The sequence below is a fragment of the Neoactinobaculum massilliense genome (genome assembly GCF_900604955.1).
GTDB lineage: Bacteria > Actinomycetota > Actinomycetes > Actinomycetales > Actinomycetaceae > Neoactinobaculum > Neoactinobaculum massilliense.
In genome coordinates, this window is the sequence record NZ_UWPE01000001.1 from 1,007,565 (window position 1) to 1,033,889 (window position 26,325).

22 protein-coding genes, 2 tRNA genes and 1 pseudogene are annotated in these 26,325 nt (G+C 59.6%); 5 read left to right on the forward strand and 20 right to left on the reverse strand.

Annotation, left to right across the window (positions count from 1 at the left end):
• Nucleotides 1-94: 94 nt before the first annotated feature.
• The 3 genes from EIH27_RS04365 to tig form a co-directional block, all read right to left on the reverse strand.
• Nucleotides 95-769 carry an ATP-dependent Clp protease proteolytic subunit gene (locus tag EIH27_RS04365; protein ID WP_241153001.1) on the reverse strand — a complete coding sequence of 225 codons (675 nt, stop codon included), beginning with the start codon at nucleotides 767-769 and terminating at the stop codon, nucleotides 95-97.
• An 18-nt stretch (nucleotides 770-787) separates the two neighbouring features.
• Nucleotides 788-1,408: a ClpP family protease gene (locus tag EIH27_RS04370; protein WP_124039716.1), complete on the reverse strand. Its 621-nt coding sequence runs from the start codon at nucleotides 1,406-1,408 to the stop codon at nucleotides 788-790.
• 180 nt (nucleotides 1,409-1,588) lie between these two features.
• Nucleotides 1,589-3,112 carry a trigger factor gene (tig, locus tag EIH27_RS04375; RefSeq protein WP_124039717.1) on the reverse strand — a complete coding sequence of 508 codons (1,524 nt, stop codon included), beginning with the start codon at nucleotides 3,110-3,112 and terminating at the stop codon, nucleotides 1,589-1,591.
• 300 nt (nucleotides 3,113-3,412) lie between these two features.
• Here tig and EIH27_RS04380 point away from each other — a divergent pair, with 300 nt between their 5' ends.
• Nucleotides 3,413-4,690 (forward strand): PucR family transcriptional regulator, encoded by a 1,278-nt coding sequence (locus EIH27_RS04380; protein ID WP_124039718.1) that lies wholly within the window; start codon nucleotides 3,413-3,415, stop codon nucleotides 4,688-4,690.
• Between the two features lie 65 nt (nucleotides 4,691-4,755).
• Here EIH27_RS04380 and EIH27_RS04385 read toward each other — a convergent pair whose 3' ends face one another.
• From EIH27_RS04385 to EIH27_RS04415, 8 genes are all read right to left on the reverse strand, one after another.
• The gene (locus tag EIH27_RS04385; RefSeq protein WP_206424905.1) at nucleotides 4,756-5,598 is read right to left on the reverse strand and encodes an alpha/beta fold hydrolase; all 843 of its coding nucleotides are present in this window, start codon (nucleotides 5,596-5,598) and stop codon (nucleotides 4,756-4,758) included.
• The gene (locus EIH27_RS07885; protein WP_206424880.1) at nucleotides 5,532-5,708 is read right to left on the reverse strand and encodes an alpha/beta hydrolase; all 177 of its coding nucleotides are present in this window, start codon (nucleotides 5,706-5,708) and stop codon (nucleotides 5,532-5,534) included. The genes EIH27_RS04385 and EIH27_RS07885 overlap by 67 nt, the downstream gene beginning before the upstream one ends.
• Before the next feature lie 192 nt (nucleotides 5,709-5,900).
• Nucleotides 5,901-6,539: a DUF4125 family protein gene (locus tag EIH27_RS04390; RefSeq protein WP_124039719.1), complete on the reverse strand. Its 639-nt coding sequence runs from the start codon at nucleotides 6,537-6,539 to the stop codon at nucleotides 5,901-5,903.
• The gene (locus EIH27_RS04395; protein WP_124039720.1) at nucleotides 6,527-7,408 is read right to left on the reverse strand and encodes a DUF4037 domain-containing protein; all 882 of its coding nucleotides are present in this window, start codon (nucleotides 7,406-7,408) and stop codon (nucleotides 6,527-6,529) included. The genes EIH27_RS04390 and EIH27_RS04395 overlap by 13 nt, the downstream gene beginning before the upstream one ends.
• Before the next feature lie 2 nt (nucleotides 7,409-7,410).
• Complete coding sequence (locus EIH27_RS04400) at nucleotides 7,411-8,235, reverse strand: tetratricopeptide repeat protein (protein ID WP_124039721.1); 825 nt, start codon at nucleotides 8,233-8,235, stop codon at nucleotides 7,411-7,413.
• 71 nt (nucleotides 8,236-8,306) lie between these two features.
• Complete coding sequence (locus tag EIH27_RS04405) at nucleotides 8,307-9,359, reverse strand: glycyl-radical enzyme activating protein (protein ID WP_124039722.1); 1,053 nt, start codon at nucleotides 9,357-9,359, stop codon at nucleotides 8,307-8,309.
• A 2-nt stretch (nucleotides 9,360-9,361) separates the two neighbouring features.
• The gene (locus tag EIH27_RS04410; protein ID WP_164461594.1) at nucleotides 9,362-10,624 is read right to left on the reverse strand and encodes an MFS transporter; all 1,263 of its coding nucleotides are present in this window, start codon (nucleotides 10,622-10,624) and stop codon (nucleotides 9,362-9,364) included.
• 165 nt (nucleotides 10,625-10,789) lie between these two features.
• On the reverse strand, nucleotides 10,790-13,444 hold the full coding sequence (locus tag EIH27_RS04415) for a pyruvate formate lyase family protein (protein ID WP_124039724.1): 2,655 nt from the start codon (nucleotides 13,442-13,444) through the stop codon (nucleotides 10,790-10,792).
• Nucleotides 13,445-13,867: 423 nt separating this feature from the next.
• On the opposite strand from EIH27_RS04415, the gene EIH27_RS04420 reads away from it, so the two are divergent.
• Nucleotides 13,868-15,961 carry an MFS transporter gene (locus tag EIH27_RS04420; protein ID WP_124039725.1) on the forward strand — a complete coding sequence of 698 codons (2,094 nt, stop codon included), beginning with the start codon at nucleotides 13,868-13,870 and terminating at the stop codon, nucleotides 15,959-15,961.
• A gap of 80 nt (nucleotides 15,962-16,041) precedes the next feature.
• Here EIH27_RS04420 and EIH27_RS04425 read toward each other — a convergent pair whose 3' ends face one another.
• From EIH27_RS04425 to EIH27_RS04450, 7 genes and pseudogenes are all read right to left on the reverse strand, one after another.
• Entirely contained in the window at nucleotides 16,042-17,682 is a 1,641-nt protein-coding gene (locus EIH27_RS04425) for a DUF4091 domain-containing protein (protein WP_124039726.1), read from the reverse strand.
• A complete protein-coding gene (locus EIH27_RS04430) occupies nucleotides 17,679-18,485 on the reverse strand; it encodes a carbohydrate ABC transporter permease (RefSeq protein ID WP_124039727.1) in 807 nt (268 codons plus the stop codon). The genes EIH27_RS04425 and EIH27_RS04430 overlap by 4 nt, the downstream gene beginning before the upstream one ends.
• On the reverse strand, nucleotides 18,485-19,378 hold the full coding sequence (locus EIH27_RS04435) for a carbohydrate ABC transporter permease (protein ID WP_124039728.1): 894 nt from the start codon (nucleotides 19,376-19,378) through the stop codon (nucleotides 18,485-18,487). Before EIH27_RS04435 ends, EIH27_RS04430 begins: the two co-directional genes overlap by 1 nt.
• An 81-nt stretch (nucleotides 19,379-19,459) precedes the next feature.
• Entirely contained in the window at nucleotides 19,460-20,716 is a 1,257-nt protein-coding gene (locus EIH27_RS04440; protein WP_124039729.1) for an ABC transporter substrate-binding protein, read from the reverse strand.
• Between the two features lie 170 nt (nucleotides 20,717-20,886).
• Complete coding sequence (locus EIH27_RS04445; protein WP_164461595.1) at nucleotides 20,887-21,672, reverse strand: ROK family protein; 786 nt, start codon at nucleotides 21,670-21,672, stop codon at nucleotides 20,887-20,889.
• Nucleotides 21,673-21,825: 153 nt separating this feature from the next.
• Nucleotides 21,826-22,224 (reverse strand): annotated as a pseudogene (locus EIH27_RS08155) (hypothetical protein); the annotation flags it as partial.
• Nucleotides 22,192-22,265, reverse strand: a tRNA-Gly gene (locus tag EIH27_RS04450). The pseudogene EIH27_RS08155 and the gene EIH27_RS04450, both read right to left, overlap by 33 nt.
• 97 nt (nucleotides 22,266-22,362) lie before the next feature.
• On the opposite strand from EIH27_RS04450, the gene EIH27_RS04455 reads away from it, so the two are divergent.
• Nucleotides 22,363-22,439: transfer RNA gene (locus EIH27_RS04455), tRNA-Pro, on the forward strand.
• Nucleotides 22,440-22,585: 146 nt separating this feature from the next.
• Here the strand turns inward: EIH27_RS04455 and EIH27_RS04460 are convergent.
• Both EIH27_RS04460 and rpmF read right to left on the reverse strand, forming a co-directional pair.
• The gene (locus EIH27_RS04460; protein ID WP_124039731.1) at nucleotides 22,586-23,869 is read right to left on the reverse strand and encodes a thioester-forming surface-anchored protein; all 1,284 of its coding nucleotides are present in this window, start codon (nucleotides 23,867-23,869) and stop codon (nucleotides 22,586-22,588) included.
• 294 nt (nucleotides 23,870-24,163) lie between these two features.
• A complete protein-coding gene (gene rpmF, locus EIH27_RS04465) occupies nucleotides 24,164-24,328 on the reverse strand; it encodes a 50S ribosomal protein L32 (protein ID WP_124039732.1) in 165 nt (54 codons plus the stop codon).
• A 166-nt stretch (nucleotides 24,329-24,494) separates the two neighbouring features.
• Between rpmF and EIH27_RS04470 the strand changes: the two genes are divergently transcribed.
• Nucleotides 24,495-25,133 (forward strand): YigZ family protein, encoded by a 639-nt coding sequence (locus EIH27_RS04470; protein WP_124039733.1) that lies wholly within the window; start codon nucleotides 24,495-24,497, stop codon nucleotides 25,131-25,133.
• Nucleotides 25,134-25,353: 220 nt separating this feature from the next.
• Entirely contained in the window at nucleotides 25,354-26,286 is a 933-nt protein-coding gene (gene cysK / locus EIH27_RS04475; RefSeq protein WP_124039734.1) for a cysteine synthase A, read from the forward strand.
• Nucleotides 26,287-26,325: the final 39 nt, after the last annotated feature.

A 26,325-nucleotide genomic window follows, 5' to 3' on the forward strand; every position in this document is an offset into this window, starting at 1 on the left:
ACCGGGGTCGCTCCCCGCGCGGCGAGCCACCCTCGCGAGCAGCCCGTTCACCGAAGCGCGATTCGTAACTATTTGCGCGCGGCGGGCCGGGCCGTCAGTTGACGGTGGGCTTGGCGGTAATCTGCTTGGCTCCCTTGCGAGAAGCCAGTACCTGATCCACCAGGCCGTAATCCTTTGCCTGCTGAGCGGTGAGGATCTTGTCACGCTGAATATCCGCCCGCACGCGCTCCGGATCCTGACCGGAGTGGGCCGCCAGCGTGTTGATGAGCCAGTCCGTCATGCGGTCCACTTCATCGGCCACAATCCCAATATCCGTGGCCTGTCCCTGCATACCCTCCATGGCCGGCTGGTGGATAAGCACCCGCGCGTTGGGAAGAGCGAGGCGCCGTCCCGGAGCACCAGCCGCCAGGAGTACCGCCGCGGCCGACGCCGCCTGCCCCAGCACCACGGTTTGGATCTCGGGCTTGATGTACTCCATTGTGTCGTAGATCGCGGTAAGAGCCGTGAAGGAGCCGCCCGGCGAGTTGATGTACATGGTGATGGGTGCATTCGGATCCTGCGCCTCCAGCACCAGGAGCTGCGCCATGATGTCATCGGCCGAGGCATCATCCACCTGAACACCGAGGAACACGATGCGATCCTCGAAGAGCTTGGCGTAGGGATCCTGCCGCTTGTAGCCGTAGGGGGTGCGCTCCTCAAAGTTGGGAAGCACGTAGCGGGATTCCATCCGCGGAGCCACTCCGCCCGCGAGGGGACGAACCACGCCCATTGCGTTGAGATTGGTCATTTAGTTCTCCTCCTTGTGCGTGCCGGAGGGCATATTGTCGCTGGGCTGGATAATGTGGTCGATGAACCCGTAGTCCAGTGCCTCCTGGGCGCTGAACCAGTGATCGCGATCCGAGTCCTTGAGGATCTCCTCGAGGCTGTGGCCGGTGTGCTCAGCGTTGAGCTGCGAGAGTTCTTCCTTCATCTTGAGGATGAGGTTCGCATTGATGCGAATATCGGCGGCAACGCCGCCGGCACCGCCCGAGGGCTGATGCATAAGTACACGCGTGTGCGGGGTAATGTAGCGCTTCCCCTTGGTGCCCGCGGACAGCAGGAACTGTCCCATCGAGGCCGCCATTCCCATCCCCACGGTCACAATGTCCGGACGCACCAGCTGCATCGTGTCGAAGATGGCCATGCCGGCCGTCACCGATCCTCCCGGCGAGTTGATATAGAAGTAAATATCCGCATCCGGATCCTCAGCGGAGAGGAGCATCATTTGCGCGATGATCTGGTTTGCGTTGTCATCCTTAACCTCTGATCCGAGCCACACGATGCGGTCTCGGAGCAGGCGCTGGTACACGGAGTCCGTGAGCCCCATGCCACCGCCCTGCATATCGGCCATGCGAGGTGCACTAGTCATTGAAATCCTTTCCGTGGCGGGTGGGCCCGCATTCCTGTGGAGTCCCCAAACTCCGCGCCGTCCCACTGACTCTAACGGGCGCGAGCCGCGTTTCATCCTGCGGGGCGCTATTTTTCGCTGTTGGCACATGGCAAGGCGGGGAGGAAGTAGCCTTCCTCCCCGCCCGCATGAAACCTGCCGTTAGGCTAGCTTCTCCAGCTTCTCAATGAGCGTCTTACGCGCCTTCCCCGCCTTTTCGGCGGCCAGCACACGCTCGCGCTCCGCGGCATCCGCATCCTGCGCGTACGCCACTACCTCGTCCACCTTGTGATCCGAGGGATCAAACGCAGCCGCTTCGGCGTCGGACGTAGCATCCTCAGCCTTATCGGCCCCGGCGGCCTTCGCGGAAGCCGACGCCGTGAAATCAGGATGCTCTACTTCACCTTCGGGACGCTCCCCCACCACGGCGGCCACATCCACCTCGTTGCCATCCGTATCCTTGACGGTGGCCAGACGCAGTGCAGCAATGAGCGCCTTACCGCGAGCGAGCTCACCGGAGAATACCGGGAGCTGACCCGTCTGGACCGCGGCATTGATGAACTTGTTCGGGTCCATGCGGTAGTTCTGGGCCTGCTGAAGGAGGAACTGGAACAGCTCGTCCTGGTTCACCTGAATATTGAACTTCTCCGCCATGACATCCAGCATCAGCTGGCTACGGAGATCATCGGCGAGCTGGTCGCGGATCTCTTCACCGTGCTTATCATCGGCCTCCAGACCGTCAGCCTTGAGGTGCTGAGCCACCTGGTCGTCAATGATCTTCTTTGAGAGCGGCACATCCACGGCCTTGTTCAGCTGCTCCAGAAGGCCGTCACGGGCCAGCAGGATCTGGGCCTGCTCGGCGTCGCTTTCTGCCTTCTTGCGCAGATCCGCACGCAGCTCATCCATGGTGTCAAACTCGGAGGCCATCTGAGCGAAGTCGTCGTCTGCCTCGGGCAGCTCCATCTCCTTAACGCCCTCAACCGTGAGCGTCACTTCGGCCTCTTCGCCGGCGTGATCCCCGCCCACCAGCTTGGTGGTGTAGGTGGTGGTTTCCCCGGCCTTCATGCCGGACAGCTGCTCATCCATACCGTCCAGCATGTTGCCCGCACCGATGGTGTAGGAAACGCCGGACACGGAGTCAACTTCTTCGCCGTCAATAACCGCCTTGAGGTCGAGGGTGACGGAATCGCCATCCTTGGCCTCGCGCGTGACGGGCTTGAGCGTGCCGAACCGCTTACGCAGATCCGTGAGGCGCGCCTCCACGGCGGAATCCTCTACCTTCGCCGGATCCACTTCCACCGTGAGGGTGGCGGGATCCGGAATAACGATGGCCGGCCGCACATCCACGGTCACGTCAAAGCCGAAGGCTTCACCGGAGGTACGGGATTCCGGCACGCTGGTGACGTCCACCTCGGGGGTACCGAGCGGATGCAGATCATTGTCCGTCAGCGCCTGCTGGTAGTAATGATCAATCGAATCATTCACGGCTTCCTGCACAATGGTGCCGTATCCGATCTGCGCCTCCAGCACACGCTCCGGCACATGCCCGCGGCGGAACCCGGGAATCTGTACCTGATTGCCAATCTTCTTGGCCGCCTTATCAACTTCGGGCTGGAACTCGTCGAGAGCCACTTCCACGGTCAGCTTGACCTGGGTGGGCTCGAGCTGTTCGTAAGAGCTCTTCACTTGCGCCTCTCCACTCACACTGGGGACTACTATTGTCCGATCGATTCCGCGGCAATGCCGCCTTCCTGCGCCCGCGCTGGGCGCGGACATACGGGGTAATCTTACACGCCGGCGCGCCGCCCTGAGCGCGGAAAGGCGCACATTCCTCGCCCGGTTGCTAACGCTCCTCTTTCCGCATGGCACGTAGAGGGTGCTCCCCCACGTTTCCGGGCCGTCCTGATAGTCCCACGCCCGTCCGGAAATGCTCACTAGCCTACAAATGTGTAGTGGCGTCGGTGCCGCGGAATCGGGAGGAGACGGGTGTCAAAAAGGTTGACGGTGGGTGACATCATGGCACTCCCGAGCTTCTCACGGTGCCGAGTGGTGGCCGGCATGGACAGCCTGGACCGCCCGGTCGATTCCGTGACCGTCGCCGACATCCTTGATATCGCGCACTGGTTGAACACGAATGATTTTGTGCATTGCGTGGGGCGTGTGGTGGCGGGCCTGAGCCCCGAGGAAACCGAGCGCACCCTTCTCACCTGGGTGAAGAGCCTTATCGACGCCGGCGCTTCCTGCCTCGCTATCAAACTGGGCCGGTACATCGACGAAATTCCGCCCTCGGTTCTCGCCCTTGGTAATGAGCGCCACTTTCCTATTATTACGCTCCCGGAAGACGCCACCCAGGCCAGCGTGACCGGCGCGATTTACGGTGCCCTCGTGCGGTTAGAAACCGAGGCATCCACCACGGATGACGCACAAACACGCCAGGTCTCCCAGCTTCTTGAGTCGCTCTATTCAGCATCAGAGGTAGGCGAGGTCCGTTCCCTCGCGGCACAGCTGGGACTCGGCTCCCCTTCGTCGATCGTGGTGGGTTTCATCATGCCGCGAACCGTTGGCGCCTTTCAGCTATCGGAGGCGGACGTCCACCACGTGAGGTCATACATTGAGGAGCACGCGGATGCTGGTATCAGCACCTACGTGGCACGCGTGAATGCCGGCATCGGACTGCTCTGCTTCCTCAACGACGCCGGTGCCGGTGGCGAATCGTCCTCCCCCGCGGCCGGTGGTCCTGAACGTCTTCAGGGTGCTATTGCGAAATACTCCTATATTCTCTCGGCGCTCGACTCCGAGGAGCGGCCGGCCATTATTGCCGGTATTGGAACAGTGGCGAATGGTATTGCAGGCATGATTGACTCCGCCCGGCGCGCACGGGAAACGATCACAACCATGCGTAACGTAGGGCTCAAGGGGCCGGTCATTGCCTATAACGAACTCGGCAAATATGCGTTACTGGCGCTGCTATTACGCGATCCGGAAGCCTGCGCGGATTACGTAACAATGACCATTGGGCCGCTGCTGGAGAAAGACCGCAATTCGGGTACGGATTGGACGGAAACGCTACGCGTCATGCTGGAGGAGAACATGTGTTTCCGCTCCGCAGCCGGGCGTCTCCTCATGCACCCGCACTCGGTCCGCTATCGGATGGAAAAAATATCTGACCTTATCACCGTGAGTCTCACTACCTTCGACGGCAAGGCCGCCGCCTGGGTGGCACTCCAACTAGCTGAGCACCTGGGCCTCACCTCGAAGCCTTAAAAACCGGACACCGCTTAGTAGGTCACGGCGGGTGGATCAATGATCCACCCGCCGTGATATCGCACCTAGGCCCGAGCCTGCGGAAGGTGACCCTCCAGGAACGTCACCAGTTCATGCTCCACATCGGCACGAGATTCCGGTTCGTTGTGCACCTCGTGACGCATTCCCGGATAAACCCTCGTTCGTATATCCCACATACCGTGCTTCCACATGAGATTTGCAAGGTGGTAGGCGCCCTCACCATAGTTGCAGACGGGATCCTGGTCACCGGCCACAATAAGAACCGGTAGATCCACCGGCAGTGTATCCGCATAGTTCTCGGCGCCCACGAACTGGTAGAGCTGGTAGAAGTCCAACTCAAAGCGTTCGCTGGTCGCTATACCGGCGTTATCTAGCGGATCAGCCAGGGAATCCATAACGATGGGCAGATAGGAAGCCATCCACGAGCTGGGGTGAGCATTCTTCCCGTAACGCTCGGTCCACCCGGCAAATGCCCGGAATAGTGGAGAATCCAACCTAATGGGCTGCTCGCCGCCCGATTCCTTCACGGATTTCTCAAGATCCTCCACAATATCCAGGCTCACACCGGGCATCTGTTCCGCAACGCCGCATAGCACGAGTCCGTCCATGTCAGCCCCGTACTCAGCCGTGTAGGCGCGGGCAATCATTGACCCCCACGAGTGCCCAAACACGAAGAAGGGCAGCTCAGCATGGTCTTTGCGCACAATGTCCGTGAGCGTGCGCTCATCATTGATATAGGTTTTCCACCCCGTTTCGCCTGTATCCATGATGGTGTGGTTCATCTGGGCTGTCTTTCCATGCCCTACATGATCATCCGCAGCTACGATAAAACCGCCTCCGTGAGGGTTTGGATCATATGCGCATAGCGGCGGGAATGTTCGCCAAATCCGTGAATCACCTGAACAATGCCCACGGGCGCCTCAACCGGGTAGTAGATCCACCCGTACACCGAGTCCCGCTTGTTGAATGAGGGAAACGTTACTTCCTGCAATGCCATAATTCGCTCCTTAGAGCACTTGAGAGCACGTGCCACCTACCCAACCTGCAGGCGTTAGCGAACTCGCCACCCTGCATTGCGATGACCATAACACCGTCGAAGGATGCACATATCGTTCTGCGCATGCTCGGAAGCTGCACGTTTGCTCACCGAGAGTAGCCCGCACCAGGACCCGTCACGCGACCGGCACACTCACCCGCGCGGCGCCTTCCTTTTCCCGCGCAAGTGCGCCTCGGCGGCATCGATGCTCGCCCACCCGTATGCACGGACGGTCGCGTCTAATTGTTCAATCACCAGGTTTTCTCCACTATCAAAGGCATCCTGTTCCCGCTTCACGAGGAGCCTCAGCGTGCGTGCCGAGAACGTGGAGTATTCCCCCTCCAGGTAGGTTTGCGCGCTGGTCTCGGGATCTCCTTGGCGGCCCGTGAGCGGACGGCCGCGCCCTCGGAGCAGCGGATATTTTTCTGCCGCTTCTCGATCCCACACCAGGTGTAATGCCGCGAGTTCGTGGACAAGGCTCTGCACCTCCTCGCTCACCGGCGGCAGTAGGTGAGCAATCTTCGCGTACTCTTCCGGGAAGGTGACCTGCTCCATTCGGCCGTATTTCTCCGTCATGAGGTTGCGCCCCATCGCCTGTGCATCCCGGAGATCCTGCAGGTAGCTTTCGAGCACCGCGTTGTTCCACGTTGCCGCCTGCGCCTTCCGCATAATCTCAAAGGTGCCCCGCTGCGATTGACAGTCGGCCGGCCCACCCTCATTGGGCGCCGTAGAGAACATGTCCCATTCAATATCAATAACCTGCTCCAGCAGGTCTGGGTCTAGTTTTTCCATGAGTTCATCTCCCGTAGGTCCGGTTCAATGATGAGGGAGCGAATGGTGCGGGCATGGTCCACGAGGAAGTCACCCTTCCGGTCCGAAAGCCCCTGCACGCGGAGCTCCTGCACCACTAGCGCCGAAATTTCCTCAATTTCCCGGGTGGCCGACGGCGCCCCAAATGCTTCCGCAAGAAGTTCGGCTACCCGGAGGCCGCCAATTGGCAGTTCCCGCAGTGCCCGGTGTGCCCACTTGTAATAGGGGGTATAGCGCCTATTGAGTAGGAACATCATGGATATGGCCGCCTCCGCGAACCTCGCGAGCGCCAGGTTGGCCGCCACCGGCTCCCCGTGCCGGAGGCACCGACCATAGTTGTACTGGCCCGCCTGTCCCATAATCAACGCGCGTTTTTCAATCAACTTGCGCCGAACGTCGTCGGGATAAAAACCGGAGAGCACCTCCCGGTACCGCGTGAACCTGCCCCCGCCGTCGTAAAACACGCGACCATTCGTGGCCGCCGCCAGGTTGTGCTCGGGGATCGCGTACCACTCCTGCCACGTGTGCGGAGCGAATTCGGTACCGGTGTAGCGAGAGTAGAAGGCGTGTATCTCGTGGCAGTCGATACGCTGGTTGTCCTCCAGATGCACACTCGCGGCCACCCGCTCCGCAACCGCTCCCGTGCCTTCCGGATACCAGACCACCAGGCGGGTCTGGCTATCGTGGTCGGCGGACACGGCGTCGTCGTACCCAAACGCATCGGACCCGTCCCCTACCAGCCCGACGGCCAGGTAGGGGTAGAGGTCCGGGAGATTCTCGGAGAGCTCACGCTGGACATCCAGCATCCACCAGGCTTCGGCGCGCTCTAGCCCCTGCACATAGTCATCCACCGCTAGGCCTCCTCTAGGAGCGAGCGCGCATAGGCGAGGTTTTTGGCTACCACCCGCGTATTTGAGCCATCGGGACCAAACATGGTCACGGCTTTCGCGTACACCTTCTCGAATTCGTCCACGGCCTGCTCCGTTTCGCCCAGGCGCAGGTGGATGGCCGCGAGGTTTTGCAGGGCGCCGACGGCGAGCATGGAGTCCGGCCCGGCCACTTCGTTGTAGATGCGCAGCGCCTTGTCCGTGTTGTCTCGTGCGGCCTCAAGCTGCCCCTGCTGGAGATTGACGGAGGCCATATTGGCGTAGGTTGTGGCAATTTCGTTGCGGTGCTCGCTGCCCGCGAGGCGTTCCAGGGCCCGGTTGAAGTAGTCGAGCGCCTCGTCAAAACGGCCCTGCTGGCGGCGAATAATCCCCAGCGTATTGAGCACGGTGACCGCAAGCACGTGCTGCGGGCCGACGGTACGGGTGTAAATCTCCAGAGCACGGCGGCAGTACTGTTCCGCCTCCTCGTATCTCCCCGTCATCCAGTAGAGACCAGCAATATTGTCCAGCACGGTGGCAAAACTGGGATCCGCCGGGCCAAAACAGCTGGCCGCCTCCTCCTCCACCTTCTTGTAGGTTTCCAGCGCGTCCTCATAGCGGCCGAGATTGCGGTACAGCGCGCCCAGTTGGTCAAGCGCCTGCACGTACTCCGGACTCTCTCCGCGCCCGCAGCACATGTATTCGTAGGTTTCTACCAGCTGACGTGCCTTGGGAACCATGTCCGCGAAACGGTTTTCCCGCGCGAGGGTATCGAGCTCCTTTCGAAGCTCCGCTACTCGAGTATCCGACATATTGTTTCTCCTTTGAAACTAGCCAGCGCCGCGACTGCGCCCCGCCAGCCTGATCGGCCCATGGTGGGCCGCTAGAACGGGGTGTCATCACCCACGTAGGCGCGCAGCCCCTTGGCCCGGAGCCACCCGCCAATCTCGTCCATATGCTCCGGCGTGGGGGACTTCATGTCCTTGGCGCGGTATACCATCCCCAGCTGGTCATACTTGGAGGCACCGAGCCGGTGGAACGGCAGAATATTCACTTCCTTCTGCCCAATGGACCGTATGAAATCTGCCGTGGCATCGATATTCTCCCGATCGTCGTTGAATCCCACGATGATGGGGATGCGAAGAATCTGCCGCAGTTTGCCCTCGTGTGCCATATCCGCGATGCGCCCGATGTTCTCCAGAATCACCCGGTTCCCCATCCCGGTACCCTCGCGATGCTTTGCGGGATCCATGTGTTTAATGTCGTTGAAGGCGAAATCGACGTGCTCGTAGATGGGCTCCAGGTGCGCCCACGGGGCCTGCGACGCCGTCTCGACGGCCGTGTGAATGTATGACTCCTGGCAGCGGGTGAGGAGGTTGACCACAAAACGCCACTGCATGGCCATTTCACCGCCCGAGAGCGTCACGCCGCCACCATCACCCCAGTACCGGCGATCACGCTCGATAACGCGCATGAGTTCATCCAGCGTGTACACCTTTCCGGCCACGTCCAGGGCATCGTGGTAGCAGAGAGACACACACGGCTTGTCCACGCAGCGGTCGCACTTGGAACGATCAAAAACGGGGTAACCGCCGGGTTCGGGTAGCGAGATGGCGTCGTAGGGGCAGATCTTGCGATCGATGCATTCGTAGCACTTCGTGCAGTCCGTTTCCCGGAACATGAGGGAGCGCTGCATTTTTAGGCTCTCCGGATTGCAGCACCACCAGCAGTGCAGCGGGCATCCCTTGAAGAACACGAGCGTACGTCCACCGGGACCGTCCTTGGTGGAAAATCCCTGCACGTCGAAGATCAGCGCCTCATTGTCCGGGTCCAGGCGACGTGGCTTGGGAAAGGCGGGAATCTTTTGGACGACGCCGGTGGCCGCGCCGTTCGCGCCGTTCTGCGCCTCCGTCCCCCTGAGATCAAGCGTCGTCATGGCTACTCTCCATTCTGGCCGGCACCGGTATTCGCCTGCGCCGCGAGATAACGCTCCCCGGCTGTTTTGGCGAGCATGATCGCCGCGGCCGCGATGGCACAGAATACGGCCAAGTAGATGAACACCACCGTGAAGTTGGAGCCGGTAGCGGCAAGCACGTAGCTGGCCAGCAGCGGGCCGATGATGCCACCCACGAAGCCATAGGCGGTGAAGATGGAACCGAAAATGGTGCCGAAGTTCTTCAGGCCGAACAGATCGGTGGCCAGCGGGGATGTGATGGCAAACAGTGTTCCAAAGGCGAAGCCCACCAACGCCACCTCGATGGCTAGCAGCACCTGAGAGGTAGTGAACGGGAGGGCCAGGTATCCGAGCGCCGCGGCCACGAATGTGACACAGCCGAGCGTGTTGCGGCCGATCTTGTCCGAGACGGCGCCGGCAATAATCCGGGACACGCCGTTCGTAATGTTGTAGCAGGAAAGTAGAAGGATACCCAGGCCAGCCGCCTGCTCAACGGTCAGTCCCTTCGAGGCGAAGGAGGCACCGTAGGCGGTGGAGAGCGTCACCATGGATACACCGGCAGCACCCATAAATGCCCACGCCACCCAGATCCAGCGGAACGGTGCGGACTTCACGGCATCCTTGACCTCAGCATCGCGTCCAAGGGTGGCGTTCGGATCGTTTCGGACGGATTCATGCCGTGCCTTCAGGGCCGCAAGCACGCCGGGCCTGAGTCCGGCGCGGTCGGGCAACTGGGTGACCGCGATGGAGAATGCGTTGAATACGCACAGCAGCGCAATGAGGCTCCAGTTGAGGCCCACGTACCCGAGCTTTTTGATCATGAGACCAAAGATCGGGGCCATCACTGCGCCAGACCCACCGAACATTAGGTTGACGAAGCCCGTGGCCAAGCCGCGCTTGTGCGGGTAGTAGTGCTGCACCACGGCGAGCGAGGGCCCATACACGAAACAGGACCCGGTGCCGTTGAGGAAGCCCCACAGGTAGAGCGCCCACAGTGAATGGGGCAAGGCGATGAGCAGGAGGCAGCACACCACAAGGATGGCCGTGCCAATCGCGTAGGTTTTCCGGGTGCCTAACCGCATGTGCCACTTCCCGGCGAAGAATGTAAATACGCCAAGCGACACCACAACGAAGGTCATCACCCACCCGAGCGGGCCCTCGTCACCGCCGGTCACCTGCGCGGCCCATGTGCCTCGGAGTACACCGGGTAACGCAAAGATCATGGCGCCAGAAAAGAACGTGGACACGCCTGCGCCTAACAGAGCCAGTAGCGAAACTCTGCTAAGTCCAGCATTATCGGGTGACACCCCACGTGCGGCATGGGCGCTCATGGGAACTCCTTTCACATTGATGTGAATTACTTACAAATAAAAGTGTGCGGGAGGGGCGCATAGGCGCCCCTCCCGGTGCTGTTACATCTCTTCGTACTCGGTGCGAGCAATCAGCTCGTCCTGAATTGGCTTGGCCACCTCAACCCAATACTGGGTAAAGCCGGCCACGCGGATGAGCAGGTCGCGGTATTCCTGCGGCTTCTTCTGCGCATCCTTGAGCATGCGGGAATCCACCACGTTGAACTGGATGTGGTAGCCGCCCTGATCCATGAACTCCTTGATCATCTGCAGCATCTTGCGGGAGCCCTGGGTGCCCTTGATGGACGCCGGGTGCATCTTCATGTTGAGCTGTGTGTTCTTGAAATTCGTGTGATCAATGACCGTGGCGGAGTTAAGCACCGCGTAGGGGCCATTCGTGTCGGTGCCCGGGTACGGGGACTGTCCACCGTCGGCCAGCGTCACGCCCGCAAGGCGCCCATCAGCGGACGCAATATCCGCCTGACCGAGCGGTCCGTGAGTAGAGGTGGAGAGCATGGAGCCCACCCACTTGTGGCCAAACACGTCGGTGACGGCCTCGGCCGCGTCCTTGAACGTCTGCGCCACATCCACGTAGATGTTGTCCACATACCTGTCATCATTACCGAACTTGGGGGCGCGCAGGCACAGCGCCTGGATACGCTCCCAATCAGGGTTGGAGACGGACTTGACCTGGTCCAGCATCGAGAACTTGCCCGTCTTGAGCGCGGACTCGTACCCAAAGTTGTTGAGGAGCGCGTCGCGGAGCTCATCGAGGGAGAATGCGTGCTCATCAAACACATTCTTCTTGATGGAGGCGAGCGAGTTCGCCACGTTCACCTGGCCGGTAATCCAGGTGGTGAAGCACCGGTTGTAGCGATTCCCCTGGTGATCGATATCGGCGCCCTTCTCCAAGCAGTCGGCCGTCATAGCGGAGTAAAGCATGGGCTGGTCAATCTCGAAGGCGGACTTCGTCTTGAAGTTGTACAGCTCCTCAAATACGCGCGTTACCTCCTTGAACTTATAGTCAAAGTCCTCATAGAGCTCCTCGTACGTGGAGAAGGTCTTGTGCTCCGCCGGGAACACGCGCACGCCGGTACGCGGGTCAACGCCGTCGAACAACACCAGCTCCAGGATCTTGGGCACGTTAATGAAGTTGATGCCGGAGGCCGAATAGGCACCGGCCCCCACCTTCCCCTCCTGAATGGCACCCGGCTGAATCTCCAGGCAGCCGCCCACGGACCAGGACCGCGCATCCTCAAGTGTGATGCCCTCGTCACGGAAGTACTTCATGCAGTACTCCACGCCCACGCGGTTGGATACCCAGGCGGGCATGCCCGAACCCGTCTTATTGCATTCGATCGCCTTCATAAGGAATTTCTCAGACAGCTTGCCGTCATAGAGCACGGTGAGTGTCGGGGAAACAGTGGGGCAATTGATAGCGGCCTCGAGGAAGAGGTACTCAAGTTCGTTATCGCCGGCGCTACCATCCGGGTTCTGCCCGCCCAGGCAAATGTTGTTGAAGGTGTTGCCGGAGAGAATGCCCGTGGTGGCCGTGGAGGTTGCGATCTCCAGCTCCGTGTACTTCACGCGCATGCACTCGAGCACTTCAAGCGTCTGCTCCCGGCTAATCTTGCCCTCATCCATGTCCTTCTTCCAGTACGGATAAAGGACGGCGCCCAGACGCCCCGGCGAGAACCCAAAACCCTGCATCTCGTTGTACACCTCGAGGTGTGCGGACCAGTGCAGCTGTACGGCATCCATGAAGTTCCGCGGCGGCTTCTCGGCGATCCAGTACAGGCGCTCCGAGATGTCCTCAAACTCCTTCTTCTGCGCCGCATCCGCTTCCGCCTCGGCTAGCTCAGCCGCCTTCTTGGCGTACTTGCGGATCCACACCTGCACACCCTCAATGGTGGCGATGGTGCCCAGCCAGAACGCGACCTTGTCCACGTTCTGTCCGTCATGCGATTCCTTCTCAATGTATTCGCGGCAGCGTTCCTTCATGCCCTCGAAGCCCACCGTGAAGAGGAGGGCGAAGGAGTTGACGGAGCGGCCGTGGCGGTTGCCGTACTCCATATCGGAGCTCATCAAAACCGCGTTCTTGAAATTGACCAGCTTCTGGTACTCGGGGTGCATCTCACCCCACATGTAGGACGTTTCCTCCACGGAGGCGTTGTTCCAGTAGCGACACGTCTCGAGCAGTGCGTCGTATTCTTCACGCGGGAGTCCGTAGCGCTTCGAGATAGAGATGAGCTCATCCGTATCGTGCGCCACCACGCCGCCGCCTTCGGAGAGGATGGTGACTTCCTCGAGGGCCGCGTTCGAAGCATGCCCGGCATCATGCTGCTTACGCTCGTCGTCGCGCAGGATGGCGGTGTTCGCGGTCCACGGCACCAGGGAGGCGCCACGCACGTACTTGTTGCGGCTCATGACGATGAGTTCACCCTTGCGGATGGCCGGCTCCAGATGGCTGAACGCCTCCTTCATGGCCAGGCCACGGCGCAGGAACGGATGCCGTCCCTTATTGGCCTCCCACCCCTTCGTGTACCAGATGGGGAAGGTGGAATCGAGCATGAGCTTGGCGTCGTAGTAATCCTGCAGGAGCTTCTTGGCGCGGCTCAGCGTTTTCGGCTTGACCTCGCGATCGCTCATCTCCGCGGGGCGTTCACCATAGGCGAAGAGCAGTCCGCTCTCGTCCGGTTCTGTCGCTGTAGTAGACATTATTGCTCCAAACCTCTTTGTCTGAGACTGGCCCTGGATCTCCAGTGCCTACTGAGAACGATATGAGGAGCTCAGCGGGCGGTCATCGGCCAGCGCGGCCAAGGTTCCCACCCCGATTTTTGGACTCACCGCACAACGATTGTCCGCAGCACACAAATTCTTGCCATGCTAGCGGGCTCTTGTCGCGCTAGCATGCTTTCTTCCCGTGCTAGCGGGCTCTCCGGCCGCCCGGAAGCTACGCAGGGACGCACCCACTACGGCGTCGTGATAGAAAAACTACCTTCCACGTCATGGCGACCCTGGTATAGTAGCCGCGTCGGATGGTGAGTGGCACGCATTTCCGGTATTTCATTACCTCGCCGGGCGCCCTCCCCCGATTACGAGTGAACCTACAGGTGGTTCGCGTAAAGGACGGAATTTCGCATGAAACGTGAGCGAACCAACGCTCGTCGCACTCAGGCGGGCCGGGCCGAAGCGCGGGATGCCCGCAAGCGCCTGAACGCCGAACGAAAGGCGGAAAAGGCTCGCCTCAAGGCGGAGGATATGCGCCGCAGGCGCCGCCTTCGCCGGGGCGACGTGACCGTGGTGGAAGAATCCACGCTCAAAAAGGCCATTTTTGGCTCCGTCGTAGGAAACATTATGGAGTGGTACGACGTGGGCGTATACGGCTATTTGGCCGTCATTCTGGGCCAGCTGTTCCTTCCCGGTGCCTCCTCGGCCGTACAAAATCTATTTTCGCTCGCCGTATTTTCCGTGACATTTATTGCCCGGCCCGTGGGTGGCGTTATCTTGGGACAGCTCGGTGACAGGCTGGGCCGCAAGGAAGTACTTGCCTTCACGCTGACAATGATGGCGCTCGCCACCACGCTGATCGGTATCCTGCCCACCTACGCGGCAATCGGTGCCGCCGCCCCCATCCTGCTCATCGCGCTCAAGCTGATTCAGGGCTTCTCCACCGGTGGCGAATACGCGGGCGCCACAACCTTTATTACCGAGTACGCGCCCGATAAGAAGCGCGGATTTTATTCGTCGCTCCTGGACTGGGGCTCATATATGGGCTATTCCATTGGCGCCGCGCTGGTGTCCACGCTCCAGCTCACGGTCACCGATGATTTCATGAACTCCTGGGGCTGGCGTATCCCGTTCCTCATCGCACTCCCGATGGGCGCCATTGCCCTTTACTTCCGCACCCATATTGAGGACACGCCCGCCTTCGTGGACTCGCAGGGCAGCGCCGGGGCGGAGAATGACGAAGGCTCCGAATACGAGGTGCGCATCACCGACATTCGCGAGGCCGCCAAAGATGACACGCAGGACAGCCCGAAGAGTGTGGCCGCGCTGGTGCGCACGTACTGGCGCGAACTACTGACGGCCTTCTTCCTGGTAGCCTCCGCCAACACCATTGGGTACGCGCTCACCAGCTACATGCCCACCTACTTGACGTCCACCATGGGGTACGACGCCGCACACGGCAATTTGCTCACCCTGCCAATTCTGCTGCTCGTGGCCTTCATGATCCCCTGTGCGGGCTGGATCTCGGACCACACCGGCCGGCGTGTGGTGATGTTCGCCGGTATGATCGTGGCAATCGTGGGTGCGCTGCCCGCTTTCAAACTCATCAACCTCGGGCACAATTGGGCCACCATCCTGGGCCTGTTCCTGCTGGCTCTCCCGGTGGCACTACTCATCGGCAATCAGTCCTCTACCCTGCCCGCCATGTTCCCCACCTCCTCCCGCTACGGCGGCATGGGCATTTCCTTCAACCTGGCTATTGCCCTGCTGGGTGGTACCGCCGGCCTCATCATGGAGGCCCTGGTGACCGCCACCGGCAATCAATATGCACCCGCCTGGTGGATCATCTTCCTGTCCGTCATTGGGCTGGTTGCCACCACGCAAATCAAGGAATCCGCGCGGCGCCCACTGCCCGGATCGATGCCCTCGGTGGAAACACCCGAGGAGGCCGAGGAGTTGGTAGCCACCCAGGAGGAGAACCCGGATGTGGATGTGGAGAGCATTTTCGCCCATGCCCCGTTCCGCGTGATCTCCGAGCAGCCCACTGTCAAGGAGGCACTAGCCGAGCTTGAGGTGGCACGCGCGAATGAGCGTGAAGCCCGCGAGGCGCTCCGCCAGGCGCGCAAGGCCACGGCCAATGCGGTCACCGCCGTCAAACTCGCCAAGCGCGAGGACCACGAGATTCGACGGGCGGACCGGCGCGGGTTGCGGGCACGGCTTCCCCGCCTCCACCGGAGCCACGCGGCCGCCGGCACGGGCGTGACAATTTCTTCCGCGCACGAAGGTTCGGCCGCGACAGACAGTTCCGTGGCAGACGAGCAGTCGACGACGCGCGGCCACCGCCAAGCAGCGGCGGATTCACAGGACACCGGCTCCAGCGCTCCCACCGGGGCAGCGCCTAGCACACCGGCAAATTCGCAACCGGCCGCGGGTGCAGAGGCGAGGCAAGGCGGCGCTCCCGGCAGCGATTCGCAGCCGGCTGAACCTGAGGAACGGTCAGAGTAGTGCATAGGTGCCCCGCCGGTGGCGGGGCACCTTTCTGTGTTACGTAGAGGCAGGCATCCGCGACTGCGATGGTTTGATCCTCATGCGTGCAGGAGGGCACGCAGGAGCGTGGCTCTCCTCTCCAGGTACTCACTCGCGCTTGGCCAACCGGCGTCAAAATCGATGGAGCCATCCGGATCGATAATATCCAGGACGCGTTTCCGACCTATATGCCGTTCCGCGAGCTCGCATAGCGCCAGGTCTTCGAATGCATCGCGCAGCATTTCCGAGCGAAGTGAGCCGAGAGGCTCTCCATGCGCCCCGGGATAGAGGATGAAGGCATCCCCCGAGATCAACGATCCGCCCGCGGATGTGTCGATGAATGGATGGATCGGCCGCACCGACAGTGCCGCATTGTAGAAGTTCAACGCCCAGTGTAGAAAACCTTTGACCTGAAACTTGTACATGTGCCAACCGATCATCCGATGACGAATGCCGCGCTGAGCAATGAAGCGATTAGCGACCCTGCGGTCTTGAGCCACGCAGTAGTAAACCCACGTGGGTGTGACGCCCGATTGACGGAACGCCCGAACGGCATTCGTCGCTACGACGGGTGTCTCAACGGCGCTGGCGAATAGTGGATCAGAGACCGCGTCAAGAATATGCGAGCCTTCCAGCAGGGAACGAACCAATTTTTCCGCCAGTTCATAGGACTCGTGGGTACTTTGGTTGGGTTCGTCAGAAATATGGAAGAACACGTGGTCAGTTCCAAACGCGTCATCCAAGAACTTGCGCACGAATGGCACCAGCTCCGTGAGGAAGAACCGGTACTCCCGGTCCTGCGCATTCGTACCCCAACCGAACATCGGTTCCGGCCCGCTGCCACAATCAACCCAAAACTGAGGGGCAAACTTTGCACCCCATTGGGTGAACAGGTGTGGTACTTCGACAGACGAGTATCCCATCCTTCGCATCAGGTCAATCCAGCGGTCGGCACGGCGGGTGCCGAACTGATAGTGTCCATCGCCCGTGCGCGTGATCTCAAGTAATTGAGTGGGGGTTCTGTAGTGACAGGGCGCCGTGTCCACCGGAGGTGTCCAGAGCGGCATCATTACGGAATTAAAACCCGTGTACCGCGCCGCTTCAAGGAACTGTTCGATGACACGCCAGTGCTTTTCACCCCACACATCCGTCTGATAAACGTGCGCCAGACTGTCGCAGTGAAACCATGTTGTGATGGTTGCCGTTGTTTCCGGTAGGCACCCACCTACCGTTGTAATGGGCAGCTCAGCGTCAATGATGTTTTTCTCGCGAGACGGATCCGAAAGCCGTACGCGGACCGACGTCGCCGGCAGGCCCACCCGAATCCAGATGCTGTGCCATCCCGTGTGCTGACGGACAATGTCGTAGCACCGCCCGTCAGAATCCGTCGGCGAGAGCAGTTCAAGGAGATCCGGATAGAGTCCAGCCTGATCAGCTATGTTGGCAGCGCTATCCGGCGTGAAGCTCGGGATCTGAACCGGAACTAATCTCACCTGAGATACGTCCACCGATGCGTCCGAGGCCACCTCCAATTTCAGATGTGTGTCATCAAGACCGGGGCTTGTATCGAGCCACGCCACCTGGAAGCAGACGCGCTGCCCCGCTACGCCCATGAGCGGGGTGTTCAGTGCCGGAGGCGCATCCCAGGGCGCAACTTTCGTCAGGCAATCAACCAATTCTCCGCGAAAACGATCAGTCATCCCTTAATCCCCGATAGCGCGATCCCTTGCACGAAGCTCTTCTGCATGAAGCAGTACACCAAGAACGGAACCGTAAAGGCAACAACCGAACCCGCCATCACCATGCCGTACTGCGTGAGGAACTTTCCGGACAGTTGAGCCACCGCGAGCGTCACTGTCTTCGCCTCATCAGAGGACAGTGTGATCAGCGGCCAGAGAAAATCGTTCCACGCATTGAGGAAGGTAAAGATGGCCAGGGCCACCAGTACCGGTCGAATGAGCGGAACAACAATGCGCACCAGAATCCGAAAGTCAGAGGCCCCATCAATTTTCGCCGCCTCCAGCAGGGATTTCGGTACCGAGGACATGAACTGGCGAATAAGGAACACGCCAAATGCCCCGATAAAGGGGATGGCCAAGGAGAAATAACTCCCCAGGATTCCCATTTTCTTGAACATGAGAAAAAGCGGGATCATGGTGACCTGGCCGGGCACCATCAGCGTGAGGAGATAGATCCAAAAGATTTTCTCAGAACCCGGAAACTTCTTAAACGCAAAACCATACGCGGCGAGCACGCAGATAAGCACATTCATCACGATGGCCAGCAATGTAACTATCGTTGAGGTCAGCAGGGCCTTCCCCAGTCCCTGCGCCGAGAAGAGATGAATGTAGTTGTCAAGGGTGAACTTATCCCACGAGATTTTGAAATCCAGCGTGGTGGTTTTCTGCAGGCTCGTAACGAGCATCATTCCAAACGGTAAAATACACAGAACAACCATCAGTGCGATAAACGCGTCAAAGAGATAGCGCAGGAGTTTTCCCATCAGTCCTTCTCCTTCATGATGCGGTTCTGAATGACCGAGGCGGCAATGATGAACAGCATGAGGATCATCGCGATAGCGGACGCATAGCCCATTCGGAAGTTCTCGAAACCGGCCTGATAGATCAACATCACTATTGTTGTGGTGGCGCCACCCGGTCCCCCGCCCGTCATGACGTACACCAGGTCAAAGACTTGGAAGGAGCCAATAGTCGCGAGAATAAGGCACAGCAAAATAATCGGGCGAAGGCTCGGCAGAGTGATGTTGAAGAACTGTTGTAAACGTGAGGCGCCGTCAATTTCCGCCGCCTCGTAGTAATCACGCGGAATATCGAGCACTCCCGCGTAGAAGAACACCAGATAGTACCCGATCCCCTTCCACACGGATACCAGTGCAACGCTCAAGAGCGCCATCCCGGGATTCCCAAGGAAGTTAACCGTGTTTAGTCCTAGCGCGGACAGCCAAATATTGAAGAGACCTGAATCTGCCGCGAGCAGGTACTTCCACACGGCACCTACAATCACCAGCGATGCAATCGCGGGGACAAACAGCAGGGAGCGCATAATACTTGAGAGCCGCCTATGCTTCGTTTTAGACAAGACTTCTGCAATACCCAGTGCAATGAGCAGCTGTAGCGGCACCGAAATCACGGTGAAAATAATCGTGATTTTTAGGGCATTCCAAAAGTTTGCGTCAGCAAAGAGGTCTTTGTAGTTATCGAGTCCGGTGAACTGCGGGCTAGAGAAAATATCGTAATCGGTGAATGAAAAGTAGATCGAACAGATAATGGGTACAACCGCAATGACCAGAAGAATGAGGAATGACGGCGCAACATAGAGTGCACCAGACCACCGGCTGATGCGCGACCGTCGAGTATGACGTTCCTGTTGAGACATGACACACTTCCGTGACAGCCCGGAGCGGCGGGGAGTCGTAGCGCTGCGGGTGACAACCGCCGCGACCCCCTGCGGCCCTAGTTACTTATTGAGAAGCTCATTGGCCTCCGCGGCGGCATCCTTGCATGCCTGCTCAGGGGTCTTCTTACCGTTGAGCATCTGCTGAAGGTTCTTATAGAGAACCCGGTACGCGGCACCCGCGTTCACCTGATTGGGCAAAGAATGGAGCTTTTCCGCCTCGTCGGAATAAACCTTTGCGAACTCTTCCGGGTACGTCGATTTCTCGTCAGCTCCCACGGGAGCGAAATTCGCCTTTTCATGGAATTTCGCCATCTGTTCCCCAGAGGTGATGAAGGAGATCAGATCGTAAGCAAGCTGAGGATCTTTTGCCTGCTTAAAAATCGAGAGGCAATCGGCCGCCATGAATGTCCCGTAGTCAACGTCCTTGAGCGAGGTGGTGAAACCATAATTGATTCCGTCCTCTTTCCATGAGGGCGCGGACTGATCAGAACCAATGATGAACGCAGCCTGGCCATTCGTGAACTGATTGGCTGTCGTTTCGTCCGTTGTGCCGGTGGCATTGGGAGAAATGATTCCAAGATCCTTGAGCTCATTAATATAGGTGGCCGCCTTGATGACCTGGGGAGAGTCAAAGAGAGTCTTGGTTCCATCATCGGAGAAGAGCTTTCCGCCCGCTTGCCAGACGAACGGGAAGAACAATCCATTCATCACACCGGGATCATCGCTCCCCCACGGCGCTGCCAGAGGCTGGAATCCAGCATTCTTAATCTTGGTGCCAACGCTCTTGAAATCTTCCCAGGTCACCGGGATCTGGTCCACCCCGGCTTTGGCGAGAACATCTTTGTTGTAGACAAGTAGTCGCGCACCTCCCGCAACAAGAGGAATACCGTATTGTTTTCCGTCTATCTGGCCCTTATCCAGGAAGTAGAAGTTGTCCTTCTGTTTGCTGGTCACCATGTCTGTCATATCGACCAGTTGACCCTTTGCTACATAATCGGCCATCAGATTGGTGTAGGTGTAGGCAACATCGGGACCATCGCCGGAGGCGACACCGGTGAGCAACTTGGTCTCATAGTTATCCCATGGGACAACCGTGACCTTAACGTCAACGTTATGTTCCTTCTCAAATGGAGCCACGATGCTATCCCACAGCGCCTGGTCCTCATTGTCCGACGCGTTAGGAGCCATCCAGAGGTTAATTACTTCTGTATCTCCACCCGATTTTGCACTATCTGACGACGAGCAGGCCGCCAGCGGGACGCACGTCGTTATTCCGAGGATGAGAGCAGTAATTTTCTTAAAGGTTTGCCGCTTCATTGCTTCTCCTTTGAAACCGAAATCTTGCGACAAGAACGTGCTTTCGCACGCGAGTTTATGGCAACTATAGCAAATTGTGCAACATGGTTTCACAAGGGGGCTTTAGAACGTGCAGCGAAGCCTTAGCGCCCTTCTACTCCTTAGCACATACGACGTCGAAACGGGCCCAATCACGCGGCTAGTGCGTCAAAATCAATGAGCTTCTGCGCAAGTGCAGTCAAGCCTCCAACAATGGGTTGACTCTCGGCGGGAGCGAAATACACCTCCGGTGCGATGCGCGAACGCTGCTGCACCTCCGCTGTGAGGCGAGTCTTAAACTCGGGACCACAATCAACAATGGCACCACTGATGCACAATGCGTCGGGATCAAACATATCCACAAGTTCACTTAACGGGCGGGCGAGCAGCTCACCCAGTGTCTCTATGAATTCCCTGTGCGCGCCGGGCTCATTCCCAACGGTTTTATAGTATTGACGCAGCCCCTGGCGCTCTTCAATCGCCCGTAGATACGCGCTCACCTGTTGCCACTCGGACGTACTAGACAGGCTAATCTCACCGGCGGCTCCGTGCGCTCCTTCCCAGATATGGCCGCCCACTACGAGCGCTAATCCCACCGCTTCCGAGCAGTGCAATGCAATGATTGAGGATGGGTCAAGGCTCAGTTGCTGGCGCAAGTACGAATCCATCCAGATGGCCGCTACTTTCGCGTCATTGCAAACGATTACTTTGGTCGGAGCGCTAAAGTAACCCGCCAGTTCACCCATCCAGGCCCGATCATTGAGAAGTCGATACCCATCCGAATGAATATCCCCACCGGGCGTTACAATCCCGATAATTCCAACGAGAACGTAGGGCACACGGTGAGGACCCGCAATCTTGGCCAGTTGGCTGCCCACCCCGTATATCGCCTTAAGTACATCCTTGGGGGAGGCAATGGGCGCGCTGAAACTTGCCACCTTCGCCCCCACAGAATTGCGAAGTTGCCCGGCGCATTGGCTATAGCCGACGGAGATGACTGCACTCCAATCTCGATCGGAGAGCCGCCTATACACCTGAGCCGGCCGCCCATTTACCGACGTAGCCGCAGGCGCCTCACATTCGATGACGCCCGAGTCAATCAATCTTGTCAAGGCCTTCGTTACCGTGGGCCGAGAAAACCCGGTGGCATGGACAAGATCAGATACTGACTTCCATGAGTTGCCTGCCGAGAGCGCCCGCAAAATTGCGTATGAGGAGGGCGGGAATGATGCCTGACCGTCCGCCAACAGCAGGTCTCGGAAGGGTACAGACAGGCTTCCCGTGGTATTCATGAAACGCAAGCATACCCGGCACTCAGCCGCCGAATGCCGAAGAATAAGCCCCCGCCGAATTGACAACCAACTGGGATGCTGAGTGCCCGAGCAGTCCCGCTGTAGTTCTCGGTACGCGTTTTTGAAAGGGCTCCAACACCCGCTTAATCCCGGGCATGCACTAAATGGAGCGAGTGACGGGAATCGAACCCGCGTCATCAGCTTGGAAGGCTGAGGTTCTGCCGCTGAACTACACTCGCGTACTGATTCAAGATACCAGACAGCCGCGTCCGCCCGTGCGTGATGCGCCCGACACCTGCGCGCCGCGCGCTCTCCTCCGGTATTATGGCCGGGTCACGGGATATAGCGCAGTTTGGTAGCGCACCCGCTTTGGGAGCGGGGGGTCGCGGGTTCAAATCCCGCTATCCCGACCAGGCTTGTCACGGCGTCATTTTCACCAGCTAACTTGCATTTTTCTTCACCAGCCCGCTTGCAATCCGCATCCGCCCAGTTTTGTGCGTACACGACCATATAAAAGCGGGCCCCTACCCATCGGTAGAGGCCCGCTTCTGCGCGTTACTTATGCATTCGCGTGACGCCGCACCATCAGGAGTGCTGCGCCGGCCGCGAGGATCGCAAGAGCCACGCCACCCAGCACACCCGCGGTGCTACCGGTGAGCGGAAGGGTATCGGAGCCGCCCGGCGTCGAATTGTTGCTCGCTACAACGTTCGACGTCGAGGTGTCGCTCTGCTGCGCCGAGGGCTGCTCGGATGCCGCGTTCGTGGCGTCCGTCGTGGCAGTCTCAGCTGGAGTACCTGTCACCGAAGCATTATCGGACGGCTGCTCCGAGGGCGCCTCCGAGGTGGGCGTGGTATCCGGCGTCGGCGCCTCGTCCGACGGCGTCACCGCCGGAGTGGTCTCCTCCGTAGACGGCGTGGTTGCCTCATCGGACGGCTGCTCGGTAGGCGCCTCCGAGGTGGGCGTGGTATCCGGCGTGGTTGCCTCATCGGAGGGCGTCACCGCCGGAGTCGTCTCCTCAGTCGAAGGCGTCGTTGCCTCATCGGACGGCGTCGAAGTTGGGTTCTCTTCGCCCGTCGTGGGATTGACAAACGTGGCGGTCAGCAGATTCTGGTAGCTGCCCGTGATCGTCTGTCCATTCTCCTCATATTCAGACACGAAAATGTTGAGGGATTCCTTCGCCGGATCCACGTCCACCAACTGGACGTCCTTCGGGCCCGAGGCCGTGGTTCCGGTCAGGATGTCATAGGCATTGCGCATGGCCGTGCGGTGTGTCTCATCCGTGAAGACGGCAGAGTTCAGATCCGAGCCAGTGTCGCCATCGGTGTAATACCAAATGGCTTCCTGGGTGACGTAACGGAATTCGGTGTCGGTGAGGCCGAGCATGTCCTGGAGACCAGCGGCGTCATTCGGATATCCATTCTTGATCACGCGGAGCACGTCCGCGTGAATATCTGCGCTTCGCGCATCTGTGGCGAATCCGGTCAGATCCTCACCGTAGTGACGTACATAGCGTAGCCCAATACCGCGATCAAAAATGCTCACGTTCGGATCATTCGGCTTGCTGTACACCAATTCCGGGATTGTCTCGTGCATATTGAAGCAGTATGCAACAACAGCCTTACCACCATTCTCCGGTTCCACGGCCAGAGGTGAGACCACGTTGGTCTGCTGCTGGTTACCGTCCCCGTAGGGCGGCAGAGCGGAAACCGAGTCATCCGCATAGCCGATGTACTTGGTAGCGGTATCAACCGCCGCATAGGCAGCCACCAGCGGTGCGCCGGTGAGCGCTGCTATGACGGCCAATGCGAGGGCCACCAGCCACGTCTTCCTATTAGTCCTCATTACACTCCCAAAAGTTATCGCCGCGATTCTGTATTAAACGGCGAGAAGAAACTGCGGTACCGAGTAATGATAAGTGTCAGGCCATATCGACGGATTGATCAGTGATCCGAAGCATTCGCGTCTATTAACATTTTGCTTGCGTTAAAATGCAACTTTTTCCACCTCTCACCTGCCTCTCTCGCAAATGTTCACATTTTCATCTATCTTGCGTCGAACCTCACATATTCAACGCCGAGTTTGAAGGGGTGCAAAAAGGCCCGATGCCGAAGCATCGGGCCTTAGAGCGCTACTTAGTTAGTCCGAAAGCAGCCCGGACTGATACGCCTTCGCCAGCTTGCGGGGAATGCGCTTGGTCTGGCCATGCACCTTCACCGACTGGAGCTGCGTGAGCTCCGCCTTCCACTGGGAGCGGCGAGAGTGGGTATTGCTACGGGACATCCTGCGCTTGGGTACTGGCATGTTCCGCTCCTCTCTACGATTTCACTTGGCCGTTTGCGCGGCCGGACTTTGGTAACAGCCAAGGCCGTTACACACGAGTAATTACTCTACCGCATCGCACCACCTAGGTCACGCTCGCACTTCTCTTCCCCGCGAGCAGTTGCTCACAACGCGAGATAATCGCACTATGGACCTGGTACTCGCACCGCATACATCGATTCGCATCGAAACCGAAGTAAAGCGCTCACGCTTCATCACCGCACTTGTCCGCGTGGACTCCGAGGCACAGGCCCGCGCCGTTATTGCCGCCGAACGGGCGGCCTACCCCGATGCGCGTCACCACTGCATCGCATACGTGATTGGAGTTCCCGGGGCCGAACCACTCCGGCGCTCGTCGGACGACGGCGAGCCCTCGGGCACCGCGGGCCGCCCGATGCTTGACGCTCTCGTGGGAGCCGGCGTCGCGGACGTCGTCGCCGTGGTAACACGTTACTTCGGCGGCACACTACTGGGTACGGGCGGACTGGTGCGCGCCTATGGGGCTGCCGTGCAGGGAGCGCTCAACCAGGCATGCTTGTTTATCCGTCGCCGTGTCCCCGCCTATGTGGCGACGCTCCCCCATGCGAGCGCCGGCCGCTACCTCGCAGCTCTGGCGGCCGCCGGATTTGCCACACACACCAGCTACGAGGCCACGGGCGTACGCATCCGCGTAGCTACCTCTCGGCCGGACGAATTAGCAGCGCTGCTAGCCGAGCAGTCCTCCGGACACGTCGAGCTGGCGGCGGACGGCGAAGAAACCATCGAGGAACCTGCACGCCAGTTATAGCAAGCGCCGTCGGATCCTTGCAAAGCCCCGTCCCCATCGTGCTACGGTGAGCCTGTCAGCTATTTCGAGGAGGTCGGCATGCAGCGTTTCAACGCCACCCGCGCCTGCCGCCTCACCTGTATCTGGAGCGTTGAGCTTTAGCCCCACCCCGGCGCCGTTCTTGACGCTCTTTTGCGGTATTACACCGCTAGCCGGACCACCACATATTTAAGGAATAGCTATGACCATTTATCAGAATGCTACGGAACTTGTTGGCCACACTCCCCTGGTTCGCTTCTCCACCTTTGAGGCAGAAGGCGGCGCCGAACTTGTTGGAAAGCTGGAATTCTATAATCCGGCAAACTCCGTGAAGGATCGTATCGCCGTGGCCATCGTGGACGCGGCGGAGAAATCGGGTGCTTTGAAGCCCGGTGGCACCATCGTGGAGGGCACCTCCGGCAATACGGGTATCGGCCTCGCCTGGGTGGGCGCGGCACGCGGCTATCGCGTCATCATCACCATGCCTGCCTCGATGTCCGTTGAGCGCCGCGCCCTGGTGCGGGCTTATGGCGCCGAACTGGTGCTTACGGACCCGGCCGCCGGCATGAAGGGCGCCGTCGCCAAGGCTCAGGAGATCGCGCGCTCCACCGAGGGCGCCATTCTCGCCTCGCAATTCTCCAATGCGGCGAACCCGGCCATCCATGAGGCCACCACCGGTGAGGAGATCTGGGCGGATACGGACGGCAAGGTAGATTACTTCATCTCCGCTTTCGGCACCGCGGGCACGGTGACCGGCGTCGGCCGCGCCCTCAAGCGCCACAATCCTGACGTGAAGGTGATCGCCGTGGAGCCGGCAGAATCTCCACTCCTCTCCGCAGGCCACGCGGGATCTCACAAGATTCAGGGAATCGGGGCGAACTTCGTGCCCGACGTCCTGGACCGTGGCGTGATCGATGAGTTTCTCACGGTCACGTCCGACGCCGCCCTGGCCACCGCGCGTGCCGCCGCTCAGCAGGAGGGACTCCTGGTAGGCATTTCCTCTGGCGCAGCACTCAAAGCGGCCCTCGATGTGGCGGCGCGGCCCGAGGCCACCGGTAAGCGCATTGTATTTATTGTGCCGGATTTCGGGGAGCGCTACCTCTCTACGCCGCTCTTCGAGGGGTATCGGGACTAGCAATAGGCCGCCGGCCCGGCACCGGCCGGTGGCCCGGGA